The sequence below is a fragment of the Pseudomonas laurylsulfativorans genome (genome assembly GCF_002906155.1).
Taxonomy (GTDB): domain Bacteria; phylum Pseudomonadota; class Gammaproteobacteria; order Pseudomonadales; family Pseudomonadaceae; genus Aquipseudomonas; species Aquipseudomonas laurylsulfativorans.
The window spans coordinates 41,152-61,527 of the sequence record NZ_MUJK01000004.1; the positions used below are offsets into that span (position 1 = coordinate 41,152).

The 20,376-nt window shown below is 60.7% G+C and carries 17 protein-coding genes; 9 read left to right on the forward strand and 8 right to left on the reverse strand.

Annotated features, from left to right (window positions below):
- Positions 1–42: 42 nt before the first annotated feature.
- The 3 genes from B0D71_RS14135 to B0D71_RS14140 all read right to left on the reverse strand — a co-directional run bounded on the left by B0D71_RS14135 (position 43) and on the right by B0D71_RS14140 (position 4,383).
- Positions 43–351: a hypothetical protein gene (locus B0D71_RS14135; protein WP_205886002.1), complete on the reverse strand. Its 309-nt coding sequence runs from the start codon at positions 349–351 to the stop codon at positions 43–45.
- Between the two features lie 87 nt (positions 352–438).
- Positions 439–960, reverse strand: coding sequence for a hypothetical protein (locus tag B0D71_RS31240; protein ID WP_133160938.1), 522 nt, complete (start codon positions 958–960; stop codon positions 439–441).
- Positions 961–972: 12 nt separating this feature from the next.
- On the reverse strand, positions 973–4,383 hold the full coding sequence (locus B0D71_RS14140; RefSeq protein ID WP_103395305.1) for a type VI secretion system Vgr family protein: 3,411 nt from the start codon (positions 4,381–4,383) through the stop codon (positions 973–975).
- Between the two features lie 565 nt (positions 4,384–4,948).
- Here B0D71_RS14140 and B0D71_RS14145 point away from each other — a divergent pair.
- Complete coding sequence (locus tag B0D71_RS14145; protein WP_103395306.1) at positions 4,949–5,284, forward strand: DUF6124 family protein; 336 nt, start codon at positions 4,949–4,951, stop codon at positions 5,282–5,284.
- 156 nt (positions 5,285–5,440) lie between these two features.
- Here B0D71_RS14145 and tynA read toward each other — a convergent pair whose 3' ends face one another.
- Entirely contained in the window at positions 5,441–7,729 is a 2,289-nt protein-coding gene (gene tynA, locus B0D71_RS14150) for a primary-amine oxidase (protein ID WP_103395307.1), read from the reverse strand.
- Between the two features lie 235 nt (positions 7,730–7,964).
- On the opposite strand from tynA, the gene B0D71_RS14155 reads away from it, so the two are divergent.
- The 3 genes from B0D71_RS14155 to B0D71_RS14165 all read left to right on the forward strand — a co-directional run bounded on the left by B0D71_RS14155 (position 7,965) and on the right by B0D71_RS14165 (position 12,011).
- On the forward strand, positions 7,965–8,465 hold the full coding sequence (locus tag B0D71_RS14155; RefSeq protein ID WP_103395308.1) for a sigma-70 family RNA polymerase sigma factor: 501 nt from the start codon (positions 7,965–7,967) through the stop codon (positions 8,463–8,465).
- Between the two features lie 40 nt (positions 8,466–8,505).
- Entirely contained in the window at positions 8,506–9,489 is a 984-nt protein-coding gene (locus B0D71_RS14160) for a FecR family protein (protein WP_103395309.1), read from the forward strand.
- A gap of 98 nt (positions 9,490–9,587) precedes the next feature.
- A complete protein-coding gene (locus B0D71_RS14165) occupies positions 9,588–12,011 on the forward strand; it encodes a TonB-dependent siderophore receptor (protein ID WP_103395310.1) in 2,424 nt (807 codons plus the stop codon).
- Between the two features lie 113 nt (positions 12,012–12,124).
- Here the strand turns inward: B0D71_RS14165 and B0D71_RS14170 are convergent, their stop codons facing one another.
- On the reverse strand, positions 12,125–13,276 hold the full coding sequence (locus tag B0D71_RS14170) for an MFS transporter (protein ID WP_103395311.1): 1,152 nt from the start codon (positions 13,274–13,276) through the stop codon (positions 12,125–12,127).
- 165 nt (positions 13,277–13,441) lie between these two features.
- Between B0D71_RS14170 and B0D71_RS14175 the strand changes: the two genes are divergently transcribed.
- On the forward strand, positions 13,442–14,434 hold the full coding sequence (locus tag B0D71_RS14175; RefSeq protein ID WP_103395312.1) for a diaminopimelate epimerase: 993 nt from the start codon (positions 13,442–13,444) through the stop codon (positions 14,432–14,434).
- A 113-nt stretch (positions 14,435–14,547) separates the two neighbouring features.
- On the opposite strand, the gene codA is transcribed toward B0D71_RS14175, so the two are convergent.
- The 3 genes from codA to B0D71_RS14190 form a co-directional block, all read right to left on the reverse strand.
- Positions 14,548–15,792: a cytosine deaminase gene (gene codA, locus B0D71_RS14180; protein WP_103395313.1), complete on the reverse strand. Its 1,245-nt coding sequence runs from the start codon at positions 15,790–15,792 to the stop codon at positions 14,548–14,550.
- A gap of 184 nt (positions 15,793–15,976) precedes the next feature.
- Positions 15,977–16,333, reverse strand: coding sequence for a 6-carboxytetrahydropterin synthase QueD (gene queD, locus B0D71_RS14185; RefSeq protein WP_046042818.1), 357 nt, complete (start codon positions 16,331–16,333; stop codon positions 15,977–15,979).
- Positions 16,334–16,408: 75 nt separating this feature from the next.
- The gene (locus B0D71_RS14190) at positions 16,409–17,488 is read right to left on the reverse strand and encodes a patatin-like phospholipase domain-containing protein (protein WP_103395314.1); all 1,080 of its coding nucleotides are present in this window, start codon (positions 17,486–17,488) and stop codon (positions 16,409–16,411) included.
- A gap of 151 nt (positions 17,489–17,639) precedes the next feature.
- Here B0D71_RS14190 and B0D71_RS14195 point away from each other — a divergent pair, with 151 nt between their 5' ends.
- Genes B0D71_RS14195 through B0D71_RS14210 form a run of 4 tightly spaced genes read left to right on the forward strand, consistent with a single transcriptional unit; the run spans position 17,640 to position 20,253 of the window.
- The gene (locus B0D71_RS14195; protein ID WP_103395315.1) at positions 17,640–17,948 is read left to right on the forward strand and encodes a PepSY domain-containing protein; all 309 of its coding nucleotides are present in this window, start codon (positions 17,640–17,642) and stop codon (positions 17,946–17,948) included.
- Positions 17,948–18,268 carry a PepSY domain-containing protein gene (locus B0D71_RS14200; RefSeq protein ID WP_103395316.1) on the forward strand — a complete coding sequence of 107 codons (321 nt, stop codon included), beginning with the start codon at positions 17,948–17,950 and terminating at the stop codon, positions 18,266–18,268. The genes B0D71_RS14195 and B0D71_RS14200 overlap by 1 nt, the downstream gene beginning before the upstream one ends.
- A gap of 3 nt (positions 18,269–18,271) precedes the next feature.
- A complete protein-coding gene (locus B0D71_RS14205; RefSeq protein ID WP_103395317.1) occupies positions 18,272–18,940 on the forward strand; it encodes a response regulator transcription factor in 669 nt (222 codons plus the stop codon).
- Positions 18,937–20,253 (forward strand): sensor histidine kinase, encoded by a 1,317-nt coding sequence (locus tag B0D71_RS14210; RefSeq protein WP_103395318.1) that lies wholly within the window; start codon positions 18,937–18,939, stop codon positions 20,251–20,253. Before B0D71_RS14205 ends, B0D71_RS14210 begins: the two co-directional genes overlap by 4 nt.
- The last annotated feature ends 123 nt before the right edge of the window (positions 20,254–20,376 follow it).

Consider the following 20,376-nt stretch of genomic DNA (forward strand, 5'->3'; position numbering starts at 1 on the left):
CGCTGAGACGACTGTGCAAGTCGAGGAATACCCGGTTGCGTATCAGTTCGAAGGAGCCGTGCTTGGCAGGAAAAAACGAAGCTCAGCCAGGGGGGTGGCCTCCAACACACAGTGTGAGCGGTATCGGGTGCAACCCGTCGATGCGAATCCCCCCTCGGCATCGCTCAGGCCAACGTATTCCGGCGCACAGTCTGCCCGGGTGGCATCGTTCACCGCTGGATAAGGAGAATTCGCCAAGGGGGCACCATACTCATCCAGCAACTGAAACTCGATCCAGTGCTGTATTTGTTTGCCGCAAACAACCGCCTTGTTTGGGTTAAGTGTATCCGTACGGTGGAGGGTGTCGTTCATGTTATCCATTCATGAATATATATGTTCAGCCACTAAATGCGGCCACACTTCATGGCGAGCATGCTCTGGTATTAGGGCGCTTAAAAATTATTCAGGTGTGCGCCTATTTTTTTTGGCATCGCAGAATGGAGTAATCGTCACTCCGTCAGGTAAATGGGTATATTCAAAATACTTGAAGCCGCCACCGTGGTTTTCCCCGGCACAAAAGACCACTCTGTAAGTATCGTTCGTTCCAGAAGACTCGGTTATTCGAAAAACATAAGTTCTATTTTCTTCAAATTTTAACGCGCGCTCATTCAATCCAAGACCTTCTAACTCGTACTCCTCCGGCACGGCGCCGTATACAAAACACTCACCCGACCTCAATACTAATGGGCTCGCATTTAATTTAAGTGCCACCCCCCAAAAACCTCCTTTCTGCGCGTAGCTTTCGGATATTACAGCCCACCCAACCGAAAACGAACGCTTTGCATCGGATGGCAAGCATATAGCCGGATTACCATCAACTGATTCGAAAACACCATATACCGTGCGTCCTAAGGGGGTTGCATGCGCTGAAAACCCAACCACACCGCACAGCCAAGCAACTATCAATGTATAAAGATTCATATATAAACAAACCTACTCCGGAAGATTTGATTTATCGAATGGATTTGCAAGAAGTTTTTCAAGCGTGGTGGTAAGTAACTCGCGACTCATCCCTGTATTGCTTCTATTCCAAACACTGTCTGGCTTACCCTCGATACTTATCATGTAATAATCGGAAATGATTTCGCCTTGCTGTTCCATGTTGTAATCGGACAGCTTTCCATTTTTTTTCAAAGAGTACCTATAAGCCTCCGCCCCCCGGCTGGACACCGTCAGGCCAGCTTTCTTGACCGGATAACCCAGTTGGTACTGCCACACATGAGTCATTTCATGCATGAACAGCGCCTTATCTCTATGGTCATCTGAGTTATAAAAATCATCCTTGTAGAGCTCAGTACTTTCCGGAAAATACATCTCCCCATTCGGCGTCACCGCCGTGTTCTGAAACCCGACAAACAACCACCATCCGCCGTGATGCACTTTGACCTTGCTGTAATTGACCGCATCTTTAAAGACGGTTCGGGCCATGGCAATTTCGCCAGACGTCAGAGAGCGCTTCTTGCCTTTAGGCAGGGGAACATCTTTTGTCGAGCGGCCCACGTCCGTATCGTTGGTCGAAACATCACTGGAGGTCAGGTCAATCTGCATCGGCGTTTGGGCGTTCTGCGCCGCGCAGCAAAATGGTTGCGCATCCTCTGGGGGAAACAGCAGCAATTGGGTGATCTGCGTCGGCTGCTCGGTCACCAACCGCTGCGTGTAACCTTGCTCATCAGTCACCCCATCCAGGATTCGGCCGTCAGCCAATGTGGCCGAGTACTTGAGGTTGCTTGCCAATTCGCCGTTCGGGCCGAGCAGTCGAAGTTGTTCGTCATAGAAGGTGGAATCCGGAAACTCAATCTTCAGCCCACCCGGCAACAAGGTATGAGCGCTCATGGTTCGCCCTTCCTTGTCGGTTACGCCGTTAAACACCTCGCCCTGTTCAGTGGTGATCCGGTAGCGTGTATATGCCAACGGTGCCTGGGCCTCATCTTTCAGGACGTATTTCGCGGAGTAACCTCCGGGTAACGGTGTTGCCGGCGTATCCAGCCTGGCGCTGCCAAGCTTTTGCACATGCTTGGCCCGTTGATAGATATTGCCGGGGGCGCCCTGGTCGAGGTCGCCGTCTTTCAAGCGGACGAAGACCCCTCCGCATTCCAATATCAGCTCTTTCTCAGCGCGGATGTGCACCCGGCCATCCACGCTCTCAATCTTGATGTCGCCCTTGGCCAGGGCGTGCAGAAGGCCTTCCAGAGCATGCAAATCGATGTTGCCCTTGGCCGCCTTGAGCTGCATGTCCGCGCTGTGCGCGAGCAGGCTGATGCCGTCCTCGGCGGTGGCGGTGATGTTCTGCCCGGCGCTGAGATCGATGTTGTGCGCGGCGACGATGCCCACGCTTTCGCTTCCCGAGGACAGGCACACCGCCTCCGGGCTGACCATGCCTATACCTGCCGGGGCGTGCAGCAACAGACCCGGTTGCTTCAAGCCATCGAGGACTTGTCTAAGCCGTTCCTGGCTGGCGGTGTCGCCGGGAGTGGCTTTGGTCGCGCGAGCCGCATCGGCCAGAGAACGCGCCAGTGACAAGGCACTTTCCAATTGGGCGACGGCAGCCTCCATGTCGAGTTGCGCACCTTGGGCTTTCTCCTGTTTGTCCGCGCTGATGAAAAGGCCCTTGCCGCCACGAATGGCGCCCCAATCATCCGTACGCAGCTCAAACCCTTCCCCCCGCTTCTTCCGCTGACCATCCACCAGATGCCCCAGATTCAGCTGACTCTTGCCGCCATACTCGGTACTGAGCTTGATGTGCTCCTGCCCCCGCGTATCGTCCAGGCGCAACTTGTTGTTGGCCGGCGTACGCAGCACGTTGCGGTGGTCGTTGCGCTGGGTCACCAGGTCGGGGTGCTGGTCGTCGTGCAGGGCGTGGGCGATGTAGGGGCGGTCCGGGTCGCCTTGTTCGAAGGCGATGGCCACTTCGGTGCCGGCGATCAGCGGCAGGTGCAGGCCGTAGGTGTCGCCGGCGTAGGCGCGGGCCTGGCGCAGCCATTTGCTTTCGCGGCCGGCGGGCCAGGTGTCGCGGTCGAAGAGGAACTTGACCCGGTAGCGCCCTTGCATATCGATTTCGGTGTACAGCGGGTTGCTCTGGGGGTGGGTGATGCGCGCCGGCAGGGTGCCGGCGATTTGCGGTTTGGCTAGCAAGGGTGGGCGAAAGCACAGGCGCAGGGCGTAGGGCATGGCTTCGAAATCGCAGGTCAGGCTGCGGTCGCGGGCGGCGCGGATGGTGGTCTTTTTGATCACCACGCGGGGGGTGAAGGCCTTGGGTACGTCGCCGCTGATGGTCAGGACCTGACCCGGGGCCAGGGTGGCGCTGCTGCTGGTGCCGCTGAGGTGGGTCTGGTTGTTGAGGTAGCGTTCGTGGCGCAGGCGCGCGTAGAAAAAGCCGCTTTCGCTTTGCAGGTCTTCGTCGCGCAGGTGGGACTTGCCGAGCACGCGGTAGGGTTCGGCGTAGTGGTAGGCCTCGCCGTAAGTGTTGTCGGCGACGCCGCGGGTCGTGGCCACGCCGTGGGTGGTGGGCTCGCCGAGGGTCTGGTCGACCTCGCCGTCGAGGTAGGCGCGGCTGTCGTCGGGGTGATAGGCGCGCACGCTGACGTGCTGTTCCACCACCCGATGGCGGGTTTTCAGGGCCCAGACGCTGTCCTCGACGCTGTTGCTGAAGCCCGACGGCGAGCGCAGCGGCAGTTCGACGTCGAACTGGTAGCAGCGCTGGTCGTCGCAGAACTCGACGACGTCGAAGGCGAGCTCTTCGTGCTGGATACAGCGGTACCAGATGCCGACGTCGGCGAGGATCCGGCTGATGAAAGCCAGGTCACTTTCCTGGTACTGCATGACCTGCTCGCGCGGCGGGTACTCGCGCTTGAGGTTGAAGCGAAAGTGCCCGGTGTCGAGACCATGGCGGTCGCGCAGGATGCTTTTGACGATGTCCGGCACGGACTGGCGCTGATAGATCCGCGTTTGCTGGCCGCGATCGAGCAGGGCCAGGCGCGGTTGCAGGGTGACTTCGTAGCGGGCTTCGTCGATTGAGCTGGACAGGCGCTGGCAGGCAGTGATGCGGCCATACAGGGTGCGCAACGGTGTGGGTGGCTTGGGCACTTCCCAGTCGAACACGGGTACGTTGGAGGGGGCGGCGTACAGGCTGAATTCGGCGTACTGGCCGATGATTTTTTCCGCGCCGATATCGAGGTCGCTGGCGGTGAATTCGATGCGGTAGAGGTAGGGTTGGCTAAGGTACTCATGGCCCTCGAAGGCGAGGACGTCGAGGTGGGTGTCGAGCTGGTCGATCTTGAGTGTGTGGCGGTTGTGGTCGAAGAAGACGGGCAGAATGGTGTTCAAGTACGGACCTCCCTGGGACATTGGGGGAGGCTTCATTTCCATCCCCGTTCAAGCGCTCGACAGCTTTCAGGAAGGAAAAAAAGGTTGATATAGGATGCTTCCGGCGCACTCGTAGGATGTGTCCGAGTGTTGACGCCCATAACCTGTAGGACCGTTCGCCATCTTGTCGGCGCCCAGTGCCGCGGCTGCTATTTGACCGGGTTAAACCGTTCGGGTCGAACGCTACTCCAGAGCGCAAAACCTGCTTGTTTAAAAGGCCTCAAGGTTACTTCGTGAAAGCCACAGCGCCTTGCGTCGTTGCCTACACATACTCCAGAATCCGCCGGCTTGTGCGCTTGGGGGGCGCTCGGTAACTTGATTCGCGTCACCGATTGTCGGTGATCGGGTTTAGTAGCCCTAGGTTGTTAGTAAGGTGCATAGCGTCCCCTTCAGTCAGGTATTCATATACCTGTATTCGATGGTGGCTGTGCGCAGGGCGCTTCGGCGCGCCGGTAAATGCTAACTCCCCGGTCTACTAACCTGCGTACAGCCGCCACCCTTCGTTTAGTAGCCAGGTGGTCGCGGCTCCATCCAGGAGTTTGCAAATATGTTCAAGGTCACACCGAATCCGCCGGACACTGATCCGACATCCTCATCAATAGATTCCGACTCAATTTCTCCCGACCGCATCCCCTCAGCCGCCGACATCCGCGCCACTCCACGCAAACTGTGCACGATGTTTTTCGTCAATCCGGAACTCGACATCGAAACCCTGCTAGCCCATGCCTGCGAGTCACTGGCATCGGCAAACGTCATGACCATGGATCTGGCGGATCGTACGGAGGGGACAAGTCGCAATACCCTGCTGGGGATTGCGCAGGTGATCCTGTTGGGGGAACTGGCGGTGAACCGGGTGTTGGATCGGGTGGAGTTGGGTGGGTAGGTATCAAGCATGTTGCCTGAACACCACTAAACCTGTGGGAGCGAGCTTGCTCGCGATAACGGTGTATCAGAGACAATTATGTCGACTGACGCGCCGCCATCGCGAGCAAGCTCGCTCCCACAGGAGTTGCCCCCACAGGTCTTGTGTGTTGCCTGGTTACTTCGGTGCGTTGAGGTTCAGCGTCGGTGTTTCATCGAAGAAGTTCCACGGCTTGAGCAGCACATGCACCCATTCGGTCGGCATGATCGGCCATTCTTCGGCGCGGGCGATGTGGGTGGTGCCGGTGGTCAGCCAGACCACGTCGTCGGTGTTCTCGATGGAGTGGTTGTCCTGGGTGAACTGGCCCAGGCCCGAGTCTTTGTCCGAGCGGTTCGGATACTTGCCTTCCGGGTATTTTTCCTCGGGGTTGTATTGGGTCACCCACAGCTGCTTGTCCATGAAACTCAGGCGGTGGTAGAGCCATTCGTCCTTGCCGAAGTTGGCGCCCTTGGCCACCGGGTGCGTGCCGCCGGCATACGGAATCAGCTGATAGGAAACCGGGTTGCCGACCTTGTTCTCCTTGCTGAAGTTGGTCAGCAGGCGCACGGTCGACGGGTCGAATTTCTGTGCCGCCTGTTGCTCGGTGCCGACCACTTTGGTTTCGGTCTGCATGGTGCTGGTGCGCGGGCCGCCACGGTCGTTGGGCAGCACCACCGGGTTCACTTCCACCAGTGAGTTCTGCTCGCCGTCCACGTCCATGTCGAGGCGGAAGTTGTAGATGTGCTGGTGCGTGGTGCCGACGATGTTGTGATCGAGCAGGGTGCCGTAGCGCGTGTCTTCCTTGGCGGTGTCTTCGTGCATGGTCTTGGACTTCACGCCCTTGACCGCTTCGATGCCAGTGGCGCCGGCGTCGATGCCGATGGTGCCGTTCTGCTGGAAGACCCAGTCGAAGATGTAGTCGTAGTTGCCCACGGTGCTGATCCAGCGCACCACCAGTTCACGACGCTCGGTGCTGAGGTTGGGCTGGCCCATTTCCTGGTGTTTGTATTCCGGCCCTGCATAGCGCTCGAACACCGCCATGGCGCGCGGGATCGCGGTCGGTGCGCCGGTGTAGTCGGCGATGGTGGCGTCCAGCAGCACGGCGTTTTGCGGGGCGTCTTTGCCGCGGGCAATCGGTGAAGTCAGGGTGCCCATGCCGTAGTCGCCGGAGTCGAGGTAGGCCTTGAAGTACCAGCCGATGTCCGGGTCGCCGTAAGGCACGATCATGCCGCCCAGCGAGCCTTCGTACATGATTTTGCGTTTCTTGCCCTTGTCGTCGTAGGTGACGGTGGACAGGATCGGGCCGACCCGCGAATCGAGGCGAACGTGGAAGTCCCAGTTCTGCCAGTGAATGCTGTTGCCGCTGATGGTGTAGTTCTTGCCCTCGGGCTCGATGATTTCCAGCGGTTTGACCGCCACGCCCTGGCGTCCGCGACCGTCATAGGGCGTCGGCTTCATTGGCACCGGAATGAGCGCTTCGTCTTCGATCTTGATCAGTTTCTTCTGTTCCAGGTCGACAATTGCCACCAGGCCTTCGATCGGGTGCGCCCAGTAGTTGCCGTCATCGGTGTTGAGGTAGCTGACGATTTTCAGCAGGCGCTTGTCTTGCGCCAGCCCGTCCTTGCCGTCGAAGTAACCGACGGTCAGCGGCGTGGCCACGACCTTCTTCACGTCATTGATGCCGCGCTTAGCCAGGGCCTGGGCGTATTCCGGACTGTTTTCAACGGCCGATTGCACCGTGGCGAAATCGTCCAGCAGCACCATGCCGTGGGCGCCTTCGATCGGCTTCCAGGACTTCAGTTGTTTAGTGTCCAGATCCACCAGCGCTTCGATCACGTGCTTGCCGTCGAGTACCACGATCGAGGCCTCACGCGGCTGGGTGACGTTCTGCCCGGTAAACACGAAGTTCCACACCTGATCCTTCGGTGGCGCCTTGATCGAGACTTCGGTGAAGCGCAAACCAGGTTTGTAGTTTTCCGATTGCTTGACGATGTCCACGGCCGTGGTGATTTCAGCCGCGCTCAGGGGATTGAGCGGGTTGGGGCGGGTCTCGACGACGAAGGTCTTGTCCAGCCCGGACTGGAACACCTGGTTGATGAAGTCGGTGGACATGAACGCGGTGTGATCCTTGAACACCACCGGCACCGTCAGCTCGATACGCTTGCCGTTGAGCATCGCCACTTTGCTGTTGGGCTTGACCTTGAGATAGACCCCGTCCTTGGCAATGGTGAACAGGTTGGCGTAATCGTCCCATTTCACCGTGGCACCAAATTCCTCAAGACCCGCCTGCAGCGGCACCATGTCGGCGTGACCGCCGTGGGCCTGGGCATTGCCCGCCCAGAAAGGCAGGCCGAGGGTGCTCAGGGTGATGGCCAGCGCGAGCCGGGCAAGCGGGGTTCTTTTGGGCGATGCTTTGGAGCTGAACATGTGTGAATTCCTGGGGAAAAGCCGGGTACGGGCATTCCTGAACTTTGTTACAACTCGTCAATGGATGCTTTTGAATGCCTGCCAGATTTCTTTGGTTGCGTGCCGCCATCCAGCTTTGCTGACGAAATGCACAATGGCAAGCGGACGAAGTGCCCGACCAAGGGGGACTGCTAACCATTGCCTCAAGTTAATAGGAAGCATTACTATTCACGCCCCGTCTCCACAGCACACCGCAATGACCCTCAAGCTGCCCCGCAGACACGGCTTTTTCGAGCATTACGAAGAGTTGGTTGGCACCTGGACCCGTCGCCTGAGAAACCGTCAGCAGGCCGAGGACCTGGCCCACGACACCTTCGTGCGGGTGCTTGAGTCCGATTCGGCGGCGGTGCAACAGCCTCGGGCGTATTTGCACCAGACCGCGCGCAACATTGCCGTGGATGGTTATCGGCGTGAGGACCGGCGGGGCGCCATGGAGTCAGAGGCGGTTGATCTCAGTGAGTCGCCGACCGGCGACCCGGAGCATTTCATGCACGCGATCCAGTTGGCGGATTCCATCGAGCGGGCGCTCACCGAACTGCCGGTCAACTGCCGCAAGGTGTTTGTCTGGCAGAAAATCGAAGGCCTGACCCAGGCCGAAATCGCCGAACGCCTTGGACTGTCCAAGAACATGGTGGAAAAGTATATGATCCGCACGCTTCGGCATCTGCGTGATCGCCTGGACGGGTTGCAGTCATGATTGCCCCTGCCTTCTCCTCCCCAGCCAAACAGGAACTTCCATGATGGATACTCGTGATTGTGCGTGCGGGCAAACTACGGTTCGCGACGATGCGGCGCTATGGTTTGTGCGTTTGCAGGAGCCTGCCGTCGATGTCGAACTGCGTCACCGGTTTCAGGCCTGGCTGGACGAACACCCCCAACACCGAAACGAATTCGAAATGCTCCAGGATCTGTGGCGCGCCGCCGACCTGGTGCCGGCGGCGCGTCTGCGTGCCCTGTGCGAAACCCCGCCAGCCCTGAAAAAATCTCGTCCCGTGCTGCGTTATGCAGTCGCCGCCAGCGTGCTCGCGGTGGCGTTCGGGCTGGGCTTGTTCAGCGCTCTGAATCATCCGGCGCCTTATACCGCCGAGTTTTCAACGACCCTGAATGAGCGGCGCCAAGTGGCGTTGCCGGACGGTTCGGTGGTGGACCTGGACAGCCGCAGCCGAATTCAGGTGCGCTTTGAACAGGACCGACGCAACGTTGAGCTGAGCGAAGGCGAAGCGATGTTCAGCGTCGAGCACGACACCAACCGGCCTTTCGTGGTCGCGGCGGGCAGCGGCAAGGTCACGGTCACCGGCACCCGTTTCGATGTGCGTCGCGGCGCCAGCGAAACCCGGGTGGTGGTGGAGCAGGGCACCGTCAGGGTCCAGGGACGCGACGCCGCCGACAACGACTTCATCAATCTGACCGCAGGCCTTGGCAGCCACGTCGATGCCCGGGGCAAGGTTGCCGCCGCCTACGCGGTCAACCCGGCGGAAATGACCGCCTGGCGCAGTGGCAAACTGGTTTTCAACAACGCCAGCCTGGCCGACGTCGCCGAGCAGGTCTCGCGTTATCGGGAGAAGCCGCTGAAGGTCGCAAGCGCAGCGGTGGGCAATCTGCGCCTGACCAGCGTGTTCAAATCCGACAATACCGACGCGCTGCTCAAGGCCTTGCCGAACATCCTGCCGGTGGCCGTGCGCACCCTTGGCGACGGCAGCCAGGAAATTATTTCTAAATAAAATTCAGGTTTTTTTCGAGTTCATCGTCTTCCTGTTCAACTGCAACTGGTTTGCATTAACAAGCGCACACTCTTGCGATCCACAGGACTACGTTCGACGTGAAAAACTCCACCGCTAAAAACAACAAACTCCCCTGGTTGCCGTTGGCCCTTGCGCTGGCGGTCAACGTTGCGCTGCCCCAGGCCTTTGCCGCCGATGGCATTCACATCCCGGCGCAACCCTTGGGACAGGCCCTGAGTCAGTTGGGCCAGCAAACCTCGCTTCAGGTGTTCTTCAGCCCTGAACTGGTTGCCGGCAAACAGGCTCCGGCGGTGGATGGCAACCTTTCCCCGGAAGACGCGCTGCGCCAGTTGCTGCAAGGCAGCGGCCTGCAATACCAGATCGATGAAGGTTCGGTGACGTTGATGCCTGCGCCGGCTTCGGCGGCCAACGGTCCATTGGAACTGGGCGTGACCGACATCAAGGTGGTCGGTGACTGGCTCGGTGATGCCGATGCCGCCGTGGTGCAGAACCACCCGGGCGCGCGGACGGTGGTTCGTCGCGAAGCCATGATCGAGCAGGGCGCGATGAACGTCGGCGACGTGTTGAAACGCGTGCCGGGTGTGCAAGTGCAGGACGCCAACGGCACGGGTGGCAGCGATATTTCCCTCAACGTCGGCGTGCGCGGCCTGACCTCGCGCCTGTCGCCTCGCTCTACCGTGCTGATCGACGGTGTCCCGGCAGCCTTCGCTCCCTACGGTCAGCCGCAGCTGTCCATGGCGCCGATTTCCTCCGGCAACCTCGACAGCATCGACGTGGTGCGCGGTGCCGGTTCTGTACGCTACGGACCACAAAACGTGGGTGGCGTGATCAACTTCGTGACCCGCGCGATCCCGGAACAAGCTTCGGCTGAAATCGGCACTACCCTGGAAACGTCGCAGCACGGTGGCTGGAAGCACATCGACACCGCGTTCATGGGCGGCACCGCCGACAACGGCATGGGCGTGGCGCTGTTGTACTCCGGCGTGAACGGCAACGGTTACCGTGAAAGCAACAACGGCAACGACATCGACGACGTGATCCTCAAGACCCATTGGGCACCCACCGATGTCGACGATTTCAGCCTCAACTTCCACTACTACGACGCCAAGGCCGACATGCCCGGCGGTCTGACCCAGGCGCAGTACGATGCCGACCCGTTCCAGTCGGTGCGCGACTACGACAACTTCAGCGGCCGCCGCAAAGATGTGTCGTTCAAGTGGATTCGGCAAATCGACGATCGCACCCAGGCCGAAGTGCTGACCTACTACACCGACAGTTTTCGTGGCAGCACCATCGCCGCCCGTGACCAGAAGACCCTCAGCTCTTATCCGCGCACTTACTACACCCTCGGCATCGAGCCCCGGGTGTCCCACGTGTTCGATGTCGGCCCGACCACCCAGGAAGTCAGCGTCGGTTACCGTTACCTGAAAGAAGCCATGCACGAGCAGTCGAGCCGTCTGGCCCTGGTCAACAACGTGCCGGTGGTTACCCCGACGTCTGATGGTCATGTGTTCCAGGACCGCACCGGTGGTACCGAAGCCAACTCGGTCTATGTCGACAACAAGATCGACGTCGGCAACTGGACCGTCACGCCGGGCATCCGTTTCGAACACATCAGCACCGACTGGCACGACCGCCCGGTGCTCGACACCGCGGGCAAGCGCGTGCCGGAGAAGAACCGCAGCATCGAAAGCAACGAGCCGCTGCCGGCCCTGAGCGTGATGTATCACATGTCCGATGCCTGGAAACTGTTCGCCAACTACGAAACCTCGTTCGGCGCGTTGCAGTATTTCCAATTGGGTCAGGGCGGTATTGGCGACAACACCGCCAACGGCCTGGAGCCGGAAAAGGCCAAGACCTACGAAATCGGTACGCGCTACAACGATGACGTGTGGGGCGGTGAGGTGACGCTGTTCTACATCGACTTCGACGACGAACTGCAATACATCAGCAACGATGTGGGCTGGACCAACCTTGGCGCGACCACGCACCGCGGCATCGAGGCGTCGGTGCACTACGACATGGCAGCACTGGACCCGCGCCTCGACGGCCTGACCGCCAATGCCGGTTACACCTACACCCGCGCTGTCTATGAAGGCGATATTCCAGACTTCAAGGGCCGTGACCTGCCGTTCTACTCGCGTCAGGTAGCGACTGCGGGGCTGCGTTATGACATCAACCGCTGGACTTACAACCTCGACGCCTTCGCCCAGTCCAAGCAGCGCTCGCCAGGCGTCGCGGTGAATGCCGACGGTAGTTTCAGCAACAACTACATCACCGAAGGCACCGCCGACGGCCAGTACGGTGACATTCCGGGTTACGTGACCTGGAACGTCCGTGGCGGCTATGACTTCGGTCCGCAGGTGTCGAACCTGAAACTGGGCGCCGGGGTGAAAAACATCTTCGACAAGCAGTACTTCACTCGTTCCAGCGACAACAACTCGGGCATGTACGTCGGCGCGCCGCGCACGTTCTTCGTGCAGGCCAGTGTCGGGTTCTGATAGACCGAGTGCACTTCATCGCTGGCAAGCCAGCTCCTACAGTTGATCAGTGGCGTACACAAATAATGTGTTCGCAGGATCCCTTGTAGGCGCTGGCTTGCCAGCGATGCTTTTCAGACCTTCAACACTCTCCCGCCAATCGCCACCGCCACCAGCAGCACCGCCATCAAGGCAAAGGCAAAACTCAGACTACTGCCATGGGCGATGAAGCCGATCACGGCGGGGCCTGCCAGGATGCCCGCATACCCCAGGGTGGTAATGGCCGGCACGGCGACGCTCTCGGGCATGACCGTCTGCTTGCCGACCGCGGTGTACAGCACCGGCACGATGTTCGAGCAACCGGCACCGAGCAGCGCGTAACCCACCAGCGCCGCCTCCCAGCTCGATGCGAATGTCGCCAGGAACAAACCGGCGGCGGCCGTCAGCCCGCCGAACACGATCACCCGCGTCGCGCCCAACCGCCGTACGATGTTGTCACCGGTCAACCGCCCGGCCGTCATGGTCAAGGCAAATGCTGCATAGCCGAGTCCAGCATAGGCTGTGTCGATGCCACGTTCCTGGGCCAGGAACACGGCGCTCCAGTCCAGCGCCGCGCCTTCGGCAAGGAATACGATAAAGCACATGCCGCCGATGAACAGGACGATGCCATGGGGCACCGCGAACGCCGGTCCCGATCTCTCGCTGCCGTAGGGCAACAGGTGCGGTACGGCCTTGGCCAGCGCGATCAGCAGCAGCACGATCACCACCAGCGTGGCCCCCAACGGTGAAATCCCCAGGCCAAGCAAGCCGCTGACACCCGCCGCGCCGACAATCCCGCCGAGGCTGAACAGGCCATGGAACCCCGACATCATGTTTTTGCCACTGGCGCGCTCGACGATCACCGCTTGCAAGTTGACCGTCGAATCCACGGTGCCGAGGCCGGCGCCGAACATGAACAACGCGGTGATCAGGGCCGGCATCGACGACACCGTCGCCAGCAGCGGCAGGGCGGCGCAGATCAGCAAGGTCCCGCCGGTCGTCACCCGCCGGCAACCGAAGCGCGTGGCCAGGATCCCGGCCAGTGGCATCGCCAGAATCGAACCCACACCCAGGCACAGCAGCAACAGTCCCAGGGTGCCTTCATCCAGCCCGGCCCGAGCCTTGGCATAGGGCACCAGCGGCGCCCACGCGGCGATGCCGAACCCGGCGATGAAAAAGGCGATGCGCGTGGACATCTGTTCCAGGCGACCGGGAACGAAGGTGGTTTGGCTATTGAGGCTGGTCATAACAATCCTTGGCAGAAAGCGTCGCGTCCTCAACGGACAGTGATCGACCGGCGAGGGTTCGATCAGTGCCCGGAAAGTTTTGCGGTCAGACAGGGCAACATCGTTGCACAGCGCCGGTGTGTTTCGCGATATGTTGAGCCATTCCAATGACACACGGAGGGCGCCATGGCGCAGCGGTACGATGCACGGGGCAATATTTACATCGTGGTAGCGCCCGAAGAATTGCGCCGTCAGGGCATCGATTTGCCCGATCAGGCCAGCCAGGCCGCGCAAACCCTGGAAGCCTGGGCGCTCGCGGCCATCGAGGCGTGCTGTAGCTGGGCGCCTGGCACTCAACCACCCGGCAGCAAGGATCATCGCAGTGACGGTTTGCTGGTCGGGCCCTTCCAGTCGTCGCCACCCTTTGATCTGTTGATCGTCAACACAGACGGCACCCTGGCCGAGCGCAGCGGCAACGGGCTGGCGATCTTTTCCCAGGCATTGAGCGATCAAGGGCTATTGCCGGAGAACGAAGCCTGTCTGCTCAGGGTTCACCATGACAAGGCTGATACGCCTTCGCCGGGGCAGACTTCAGTGAAAGCCGCAGAGGTCGATGGCGTGTGCGGTTTCTGGCTCGATCTGGGGCAGCTCGGGTTCGGGCCGTCGGCGGTCAGTGCCCACGGGGTTGAAGCTGTGGTGTTCAACGGTCGTGAACTCAGCCACGTTGAACCATTGGCGGCACTCAATGGCGCATGGTCACGCAGCCAGTTCGCGCGGGTCGGCAATCCCCATTGCGTGACACTGGTGGACAGTGCCGAGGATCTGCCGAGCAACGAGCAGATGCGAGAAGCAGGATTGGGTGAGGGGCTGACGCGAATCGCCTACGCCATGCCGGTCGGTGCAGGCAAACCGTGCCCGGCGGGGATCAATCTGCAATGGGCGATGCGCTTGTCCGAAGGGCATATCGCCGCGCGGGTGTTCGAGCGGGGCGAGGGGCCGACGGCGTCCTCGGGGACCAGCGCCAGTGCGGTGGCCAGTGCGGCGTGGCGGGTGGGTTGGGTCAGTGCCGGGGAGGTGAGGGTGACGATGCCCGGTGGCACGGCGCCGATTTTGCTGGAAGAGGAACGGGGGGAGTTGAGTCGGGTCAGTCTGTTTGGTACGGCTCGAATGGTGGATTGAATGTGATATAGCCATCGCTGGCAAGCCAGCTCCTACAGTGGATCGGTGTCGTCCACAAATCCCCTGTAGGAACTGGCTTGCTAGCGATGGCGTCCGCCCGGTCAACACCAGACTCAGCTCAGTCCAGCGAACTCCACCACCGGCATCGTCCGCTTCATCAACACCTTGCCCTCGCGTATCGAATACAGTGGCAACCCCTGGCTGCGGATCACTTCGTAATCACTCTCCGCCGACAGAATCAGCAGATTCGCCGGCCGCCCGCGCTCCAGGCCATAGCGCTCGCCGAGGTTCATGGCTCTGGCGCTATTGTCCGTCACCAGGTCCAGCGCGCTCTGCAGGTTGCGATAACCGAGCATGTGGCAGATGTGCAGCCCGGCTTCCAGTACCCGCAAAATATTGCCATTGCCCAGCGGATACCACGGATCGACGATCGAATCCTGGCCGAAGCACACGTTCATGCCCGCTTCCAGCAACTCGTTGACCCGGGTCACGCCCCGGCGTTTCGGGAAATTATCAAAGCGCCCTTGCAGGTGAATGCTTTCAGTGGGGCAGGAGACAAAGCTGATGCCGGAGTGCCCGAGCAGGCGAAACAGTTTGGCGCAGTAAGCGTTGTCGTAGGAGCCCATGGCGGTGGTGTGGCTGGCCGTCACCCGCGAACCCATGCCGCGGCTGCGGGCCTCTTCAGCGAGCACTTCAAGGAAGCGCGAATGCGGGTCGTCGGTTTCGTCGCAATGCACGTCCACCAGGCAACCGCTGCGCTCGGCCAGGTCCATGAGGAACTTCACCGAGCTGACGCCCTGATCACGGGTGTACTCGAAATGTGGGATGCCACCGACCACATCGGCGCCCATGCGGATCGCTTCTTCCATCAACTCGCGACCATTGTGGTACGACTCGATGCCTTCCTGAGGGAACGCGACGATTTGCAGATCGACCAGGTGCCGGCTTTCCTCGCGCACTTCGAGCATGGCCTTGAGCGCGGTCAGTTGCGGGTCGGTGACGTCGACGTGAGTGCGCACATGCTGGATGCCGTGGGCGGCGAGGGCCTGGATGGTTTTCTTCGCCCGGGCCTTGGTGTCTTCCTGGGTGATGGTCGCCTTGCGCTCGCCCCAGCATTCGATGCCTTCGAACAGCGTGCCGCTCATGTTCCAGCGCGGCTCGCCGGCGGTCAGGGTCGCGTCGAGGTGGATGTGCGGCTCGACAAAGGGCGGCACTACCAGGTTGCCGCAGGCATCCAGATCGCCAGGGCCCAGGGTCGGAGCCTCGGTCTGGCGGGCGATGCTGCTGATCAGGCCGTTTTCCAGGTTCAACTCATGCAGGCCTTCCTGGTTGCGCAGACGGGCGTTGATGATGTGCATCGGGTGAGTCCTTATAGAGAACCGTGTAGACGATATCCCTACGTTAGCTCGGCATCGGCAATCCCCGCCAGTTCAAAATGTGGGAGCGAGCCTGCTCGCGAAGAGGGAGTGTCTGTCACTGTACATGTCGTCTGACACACCGCTTTCGCGAGCAAGCTCCCACAGGTTATTGGTGATGTCTGAATTACTCACCGCGATAGATGCAACCGCTGGTGCACGTCTCGTGGATACGGATCGCGCTGAGCTCCGGCAGCAGGGGCTTCAATTCCTGCCAGATAAACTTGGCCAACACTTCGCTGGTCGGGTTTTCCAGGCCGGGAATGTCGTTCAGGTAATTGTGATCCAGACGCTCATACAGCGGCTTGAAGATCGCCTTGATTTCCGAGAAGTCGCGGATCCAGCCGGTGTGCGGGTCGAGGTCGCCGCTCAGGTGGATTGCCACTTTGAACGAGTGACCGTGCAGGCGCCCGCACTTGTGGCCGTCCGGTACGTGGGGCAGGCGGTGGGCGGATTCGAAAGTAAATTCCTTGAAGATTTCCACAGTGTTTTCGGCTCTGTTCAGGTGGCGTTCGCCGCAGCGATTCGGGCAGGTGGCGAGTTTATCAGTTTGTCCTGACTAAAGGGTCAGCAAGCGCTCGCCGAGGCGACCGTTGGCGGCCAGTTCGAGGAATTCGTCGCCCATGCGGCGGCTTTCCTCCATGGTCGTGCGCCAGTACTTCTGCCGGCTCGGGGCGTCGCCCATGAAGCGCTTGAAGTCGTTACGGTCAGGCAGTTTGCCGTAGGGCAGGCGCGCCAGATACTCCTTCGACGGCGCCAGCAGCAGCACGTTTTGCAGGCGTGCCGGGCAGGCGCGGCGCCACGGCAGGGTCTTGTCGAACCAGCCGGGAATCACCCGGTCGGTGAAATGCGGGTAAAGCACGATGTCGTTGCCGCTGTAAGGCAGGTCCAGGTGGTAATCCAGCAGGCCGCCGTCGCGGAAAGTGCCGGCGCCGGCACCCGGCAGGTCGCGCACGCCTTGCATCACCATCGGAATCGAGCCCGAAGCCAGCAGGGCCTGGCGCAAATTGCCGGCATTGAGGGCGACGAAGCGCGACGGGAAGTCGTTCAAGGCGTCGACCGGTGGCGCCAGGCGCGGGTCGTGGATGATCAGGCGTTCGAAGTGCCGGGCCAGCCGCGCCCGGCCGCGCAGGTTGTCGGCGATGACCGAGGACAGGCCCAACCCCAGGCGACCGCGATGATCGTCGGCGAGCAGGCCGTGGCTTTTGACCACCATGATGTTCAGGCGGTAATCGCTGTTGGCCAGGATCGAGGCATCGCGACCGTCGAGCAGGTCATTGAGCATGCGCTGGGAGCTCTGGCTGATCTGCGCCATGGTCACGCCCTTGGCGAAATTCTGCTCGGTGTACAGCTGCCCGAGACGCCGGATGCCCTCGGCGGCGTCCGGCAGGCAGGCGCTGGCGAAGCGCCAGGAACCCACCGATGCACCAATCAGCGAGCGTTCCCGCGGTGCGGCCGGCAGCCACTCGCCGAACAGTGCCAGGTCCAGACCTTGAATCCCCAGCGCCTTCGGTCCACCGGCAGCGCCGGGCAGGGTGCCGACCTCGGTGGCGTTCAGGCCATTGGCGCGGATGTGCGCAAAGGCACGCGGACCGGCCTTGAGGGTCAGGGAAGGGAGTTTGATGTGGATGGCGGTCATTGCGGTCTCGATGTGTGGCCAGCGGAGGAATTATACGCAACCCCTGTAGGAGCTGGCTTGGGGGTGGCAGTGATGGCCATTCAGTTTCAATTAAGTTCATCCGGTTAAGGTGTCGCTCACAGGCAAGACCTGAAGAAATACGGAGCCACCCATGAAAACCCTGACAGCCCTGTTCACCGCGTCCATCATCGGCATGATCGCGAGCTTCGCCCACGCCCGCGAACTTGGCCCGGATGAAGCGCTGAGATTGCGCGACGCTGGTACCATTGTGTCGTTCGAGACCCTCAACGCCAACGCATTGGCCAGGCATCCGGGTTCCACCGTCAATGAATCCGAGCTGGAACAGCATTACGGCAAGTACTTGTACAAGGTAGAGCTGCGCGATCCCCAGGGCATCGACTGGGATCTGGAATTAGACGCTGTCAGCGGGCAGGTTCTCAAGGATCATCAGGATTCGTAATGAAGGTGTTTTTATTCAATCGATGCACCGGCAGCCGGATGGCGCTGGTGCTCCTGGCATTTTGTTCGGTCGTGATGGCCCGCGACCTGGACCAGGATGAAGCGCTGCGCCTGCGTCAGCAGGGCGTGATCCTGCCGCTGGAGCAATTGCTGCAGCAGGCGATGGATCGTTACCCCGGCGCGAAACTGCTGGAAGCCGAGCTCGAAGAGAAGCATGACGTCTACATTTATGAAGTCGAGTTGCTGACCCCTGAAGGCGTGGTTCGCGAGCTGGACATCGACGCCACCACCGGCCGTTTACTCAAAGACAAGGAAGACTGATCCATGCGTTTGCTTCTGGTGGAAGACCATGTGCCCCTGGCCGACGAACTGCTGGCCGGCCTCAACCGCCAGGGTTATGCGGTGGACTGGCTGGCCGATGGTCGCGATGCGGTGCATCAGGGCAGTACCGAACCTTACGACCTGATCATCCTCGATCTCGGTTTGCCAGGCGTGCCGGGGCTTGAGGTGCTGGCGCAATGGCGTGCGGCGGGGCTGGTCACGCCGGTGTTGATCCTGACGGCCCGTGGTTCCTGGGCCGAGCGCATCGAAGGCCTCAAGGCCGGCGCCGACGATTACCTGACCAAACCCTTTCATCCCGAAGAGCTGTTCTTGCGCATCCAGGCGTTGTTGCGCCGCTCCCATGGCCAGGTCAACCAGCCGACGCTCCAGGCCGCCGGGTTGCATCTGGACGAAGGGCGCCAGTGCGTTGTTCGCGAGGGTGCGGACATTCAGCTGACCGCCGCGGAGTTTCGCCTGTTGCGGTATTTCATGCTGCACCCCGAGCAGATCCTCTCCAAAAGCCATCTCGCCGAACACCTCTACGACGGTGAAACCGAACGCGATTCCAATGTGCTGGAGGTCCACGTCAACCACTTGCGCCGCAAGCTTGGCAAAAGTGTGATTGAAACCCGTCGCGGCCAGGGCTACCTGTTCGGCGGGCAAGCCCGGTGAGATCGATCCAGCGTCGCTTGAGCCTGGGCCTGATCAGCGTGATGGTGGTCGTTGGCCTGGTGCTGGCGCAAACCAGCCTGTGGCTGTTCGAAATGGGTTTGCAGCGCTACCTCGAAGCCGGGCTGCGCAATGACAGCGAGAACCTGCTGGCGGCACTGGTGCGCGGGCCGCAGGGTTTGCAACTGGATGAGCGACGTCTGTCGCCAGCCTATCAGCGGCCGTTTTCCGGGCATTATTTTCGCATTGATTTCGCCGACGGCCATTGGCGTTCCCGTTCGTTATGGGATCAGGAACTGCCGGCGCTCGATCAACCCGGCCTGCAGGACAACCTGCAACTGGGGCCGGAAGGGCAACAGTTGCTGGTATTGCGTACGGACTATCGACGTCTGGGACTGCCGATTTCCATCAGCGTCGCCGAGGATTACACGCCAATACGCGAAAGCTTCAGGCGTATGCAGCAGATCGGCTTGGGCCTGGGTTTGACCGGGCTGCTGCTGATTCTATTGCTGCAACGGATCACCGTGCGCCGTGCCTTGCGCCCGCTGGAACAGGCCCGCGAGCAGATTGCGCAGTTGCAACAGGGCCAGCGCTCGCAACTCGATGACCGGGTGCCGGTGGAACTGGAACCCTTGGTGGCGCAGATCAACCATTTGCTGGCCCACACCGAAGACAGCCTCAAGCGCTCACGCAATGCCTTGGGCAACCTCGGTCACGCCTTGAAAACGCCGCTGGCGGTGCTGTTGAGCCTGGCTTCAAGCGAGCAACTGGACGCGCACCCGAAACTGCGCAAAGTCCTCAAGGAGCAACTGGAGCAAGTCCAGCAGCGACTCAATCGCGAACTCAATCGCGCACGGTTGTCCGGCGATGCGTTGCCCGGTGCGTTGTTCGATTGCGATGGCGAACTCCCCGGATTGCTGGCAACCCTGAACATGATCCATGGCGAACACCTGGCGCTGAGCTACCGCGCACCGACCGGCCTGCAATTGCCCTGGGATCGTGAGGACCTGCTGGAACTGTTGGGCAACCTGCTGGATAACGCCTGCAAATGGGCGGATGCCGAGGTTCGCGTGAGTGTGGTCGAAACGGCGGGCGGGTTTGAGCTCAGTGTCGAAGATGACGGCCCGGGCATCCCCGCAGAGCGTCGTGATCAGGTGTTCAGTCGAGGGACGCGGCTGGATGAGCAAACAGAGGGGCATGGCCTGGGGCTGGGGATCGTGCGCGACATCGTCGATAGCTGGGGCGGCAAACTGTCGTTGCTGGACAGCGAGTGGGGCGGGTTGAAGGTGGTCATCGAATTGCCCAAACACAGATAATCGCCGTCCTGTAGGAGCGAGCTTGCTCGCGATGATCGTTAACGATGACGCGCCCTTTCTGATTCACCGCGGCGCCCTTGCGTTCATCGTCGGAACGCCGCCCGGAGCAAGCTCGCTCCTACA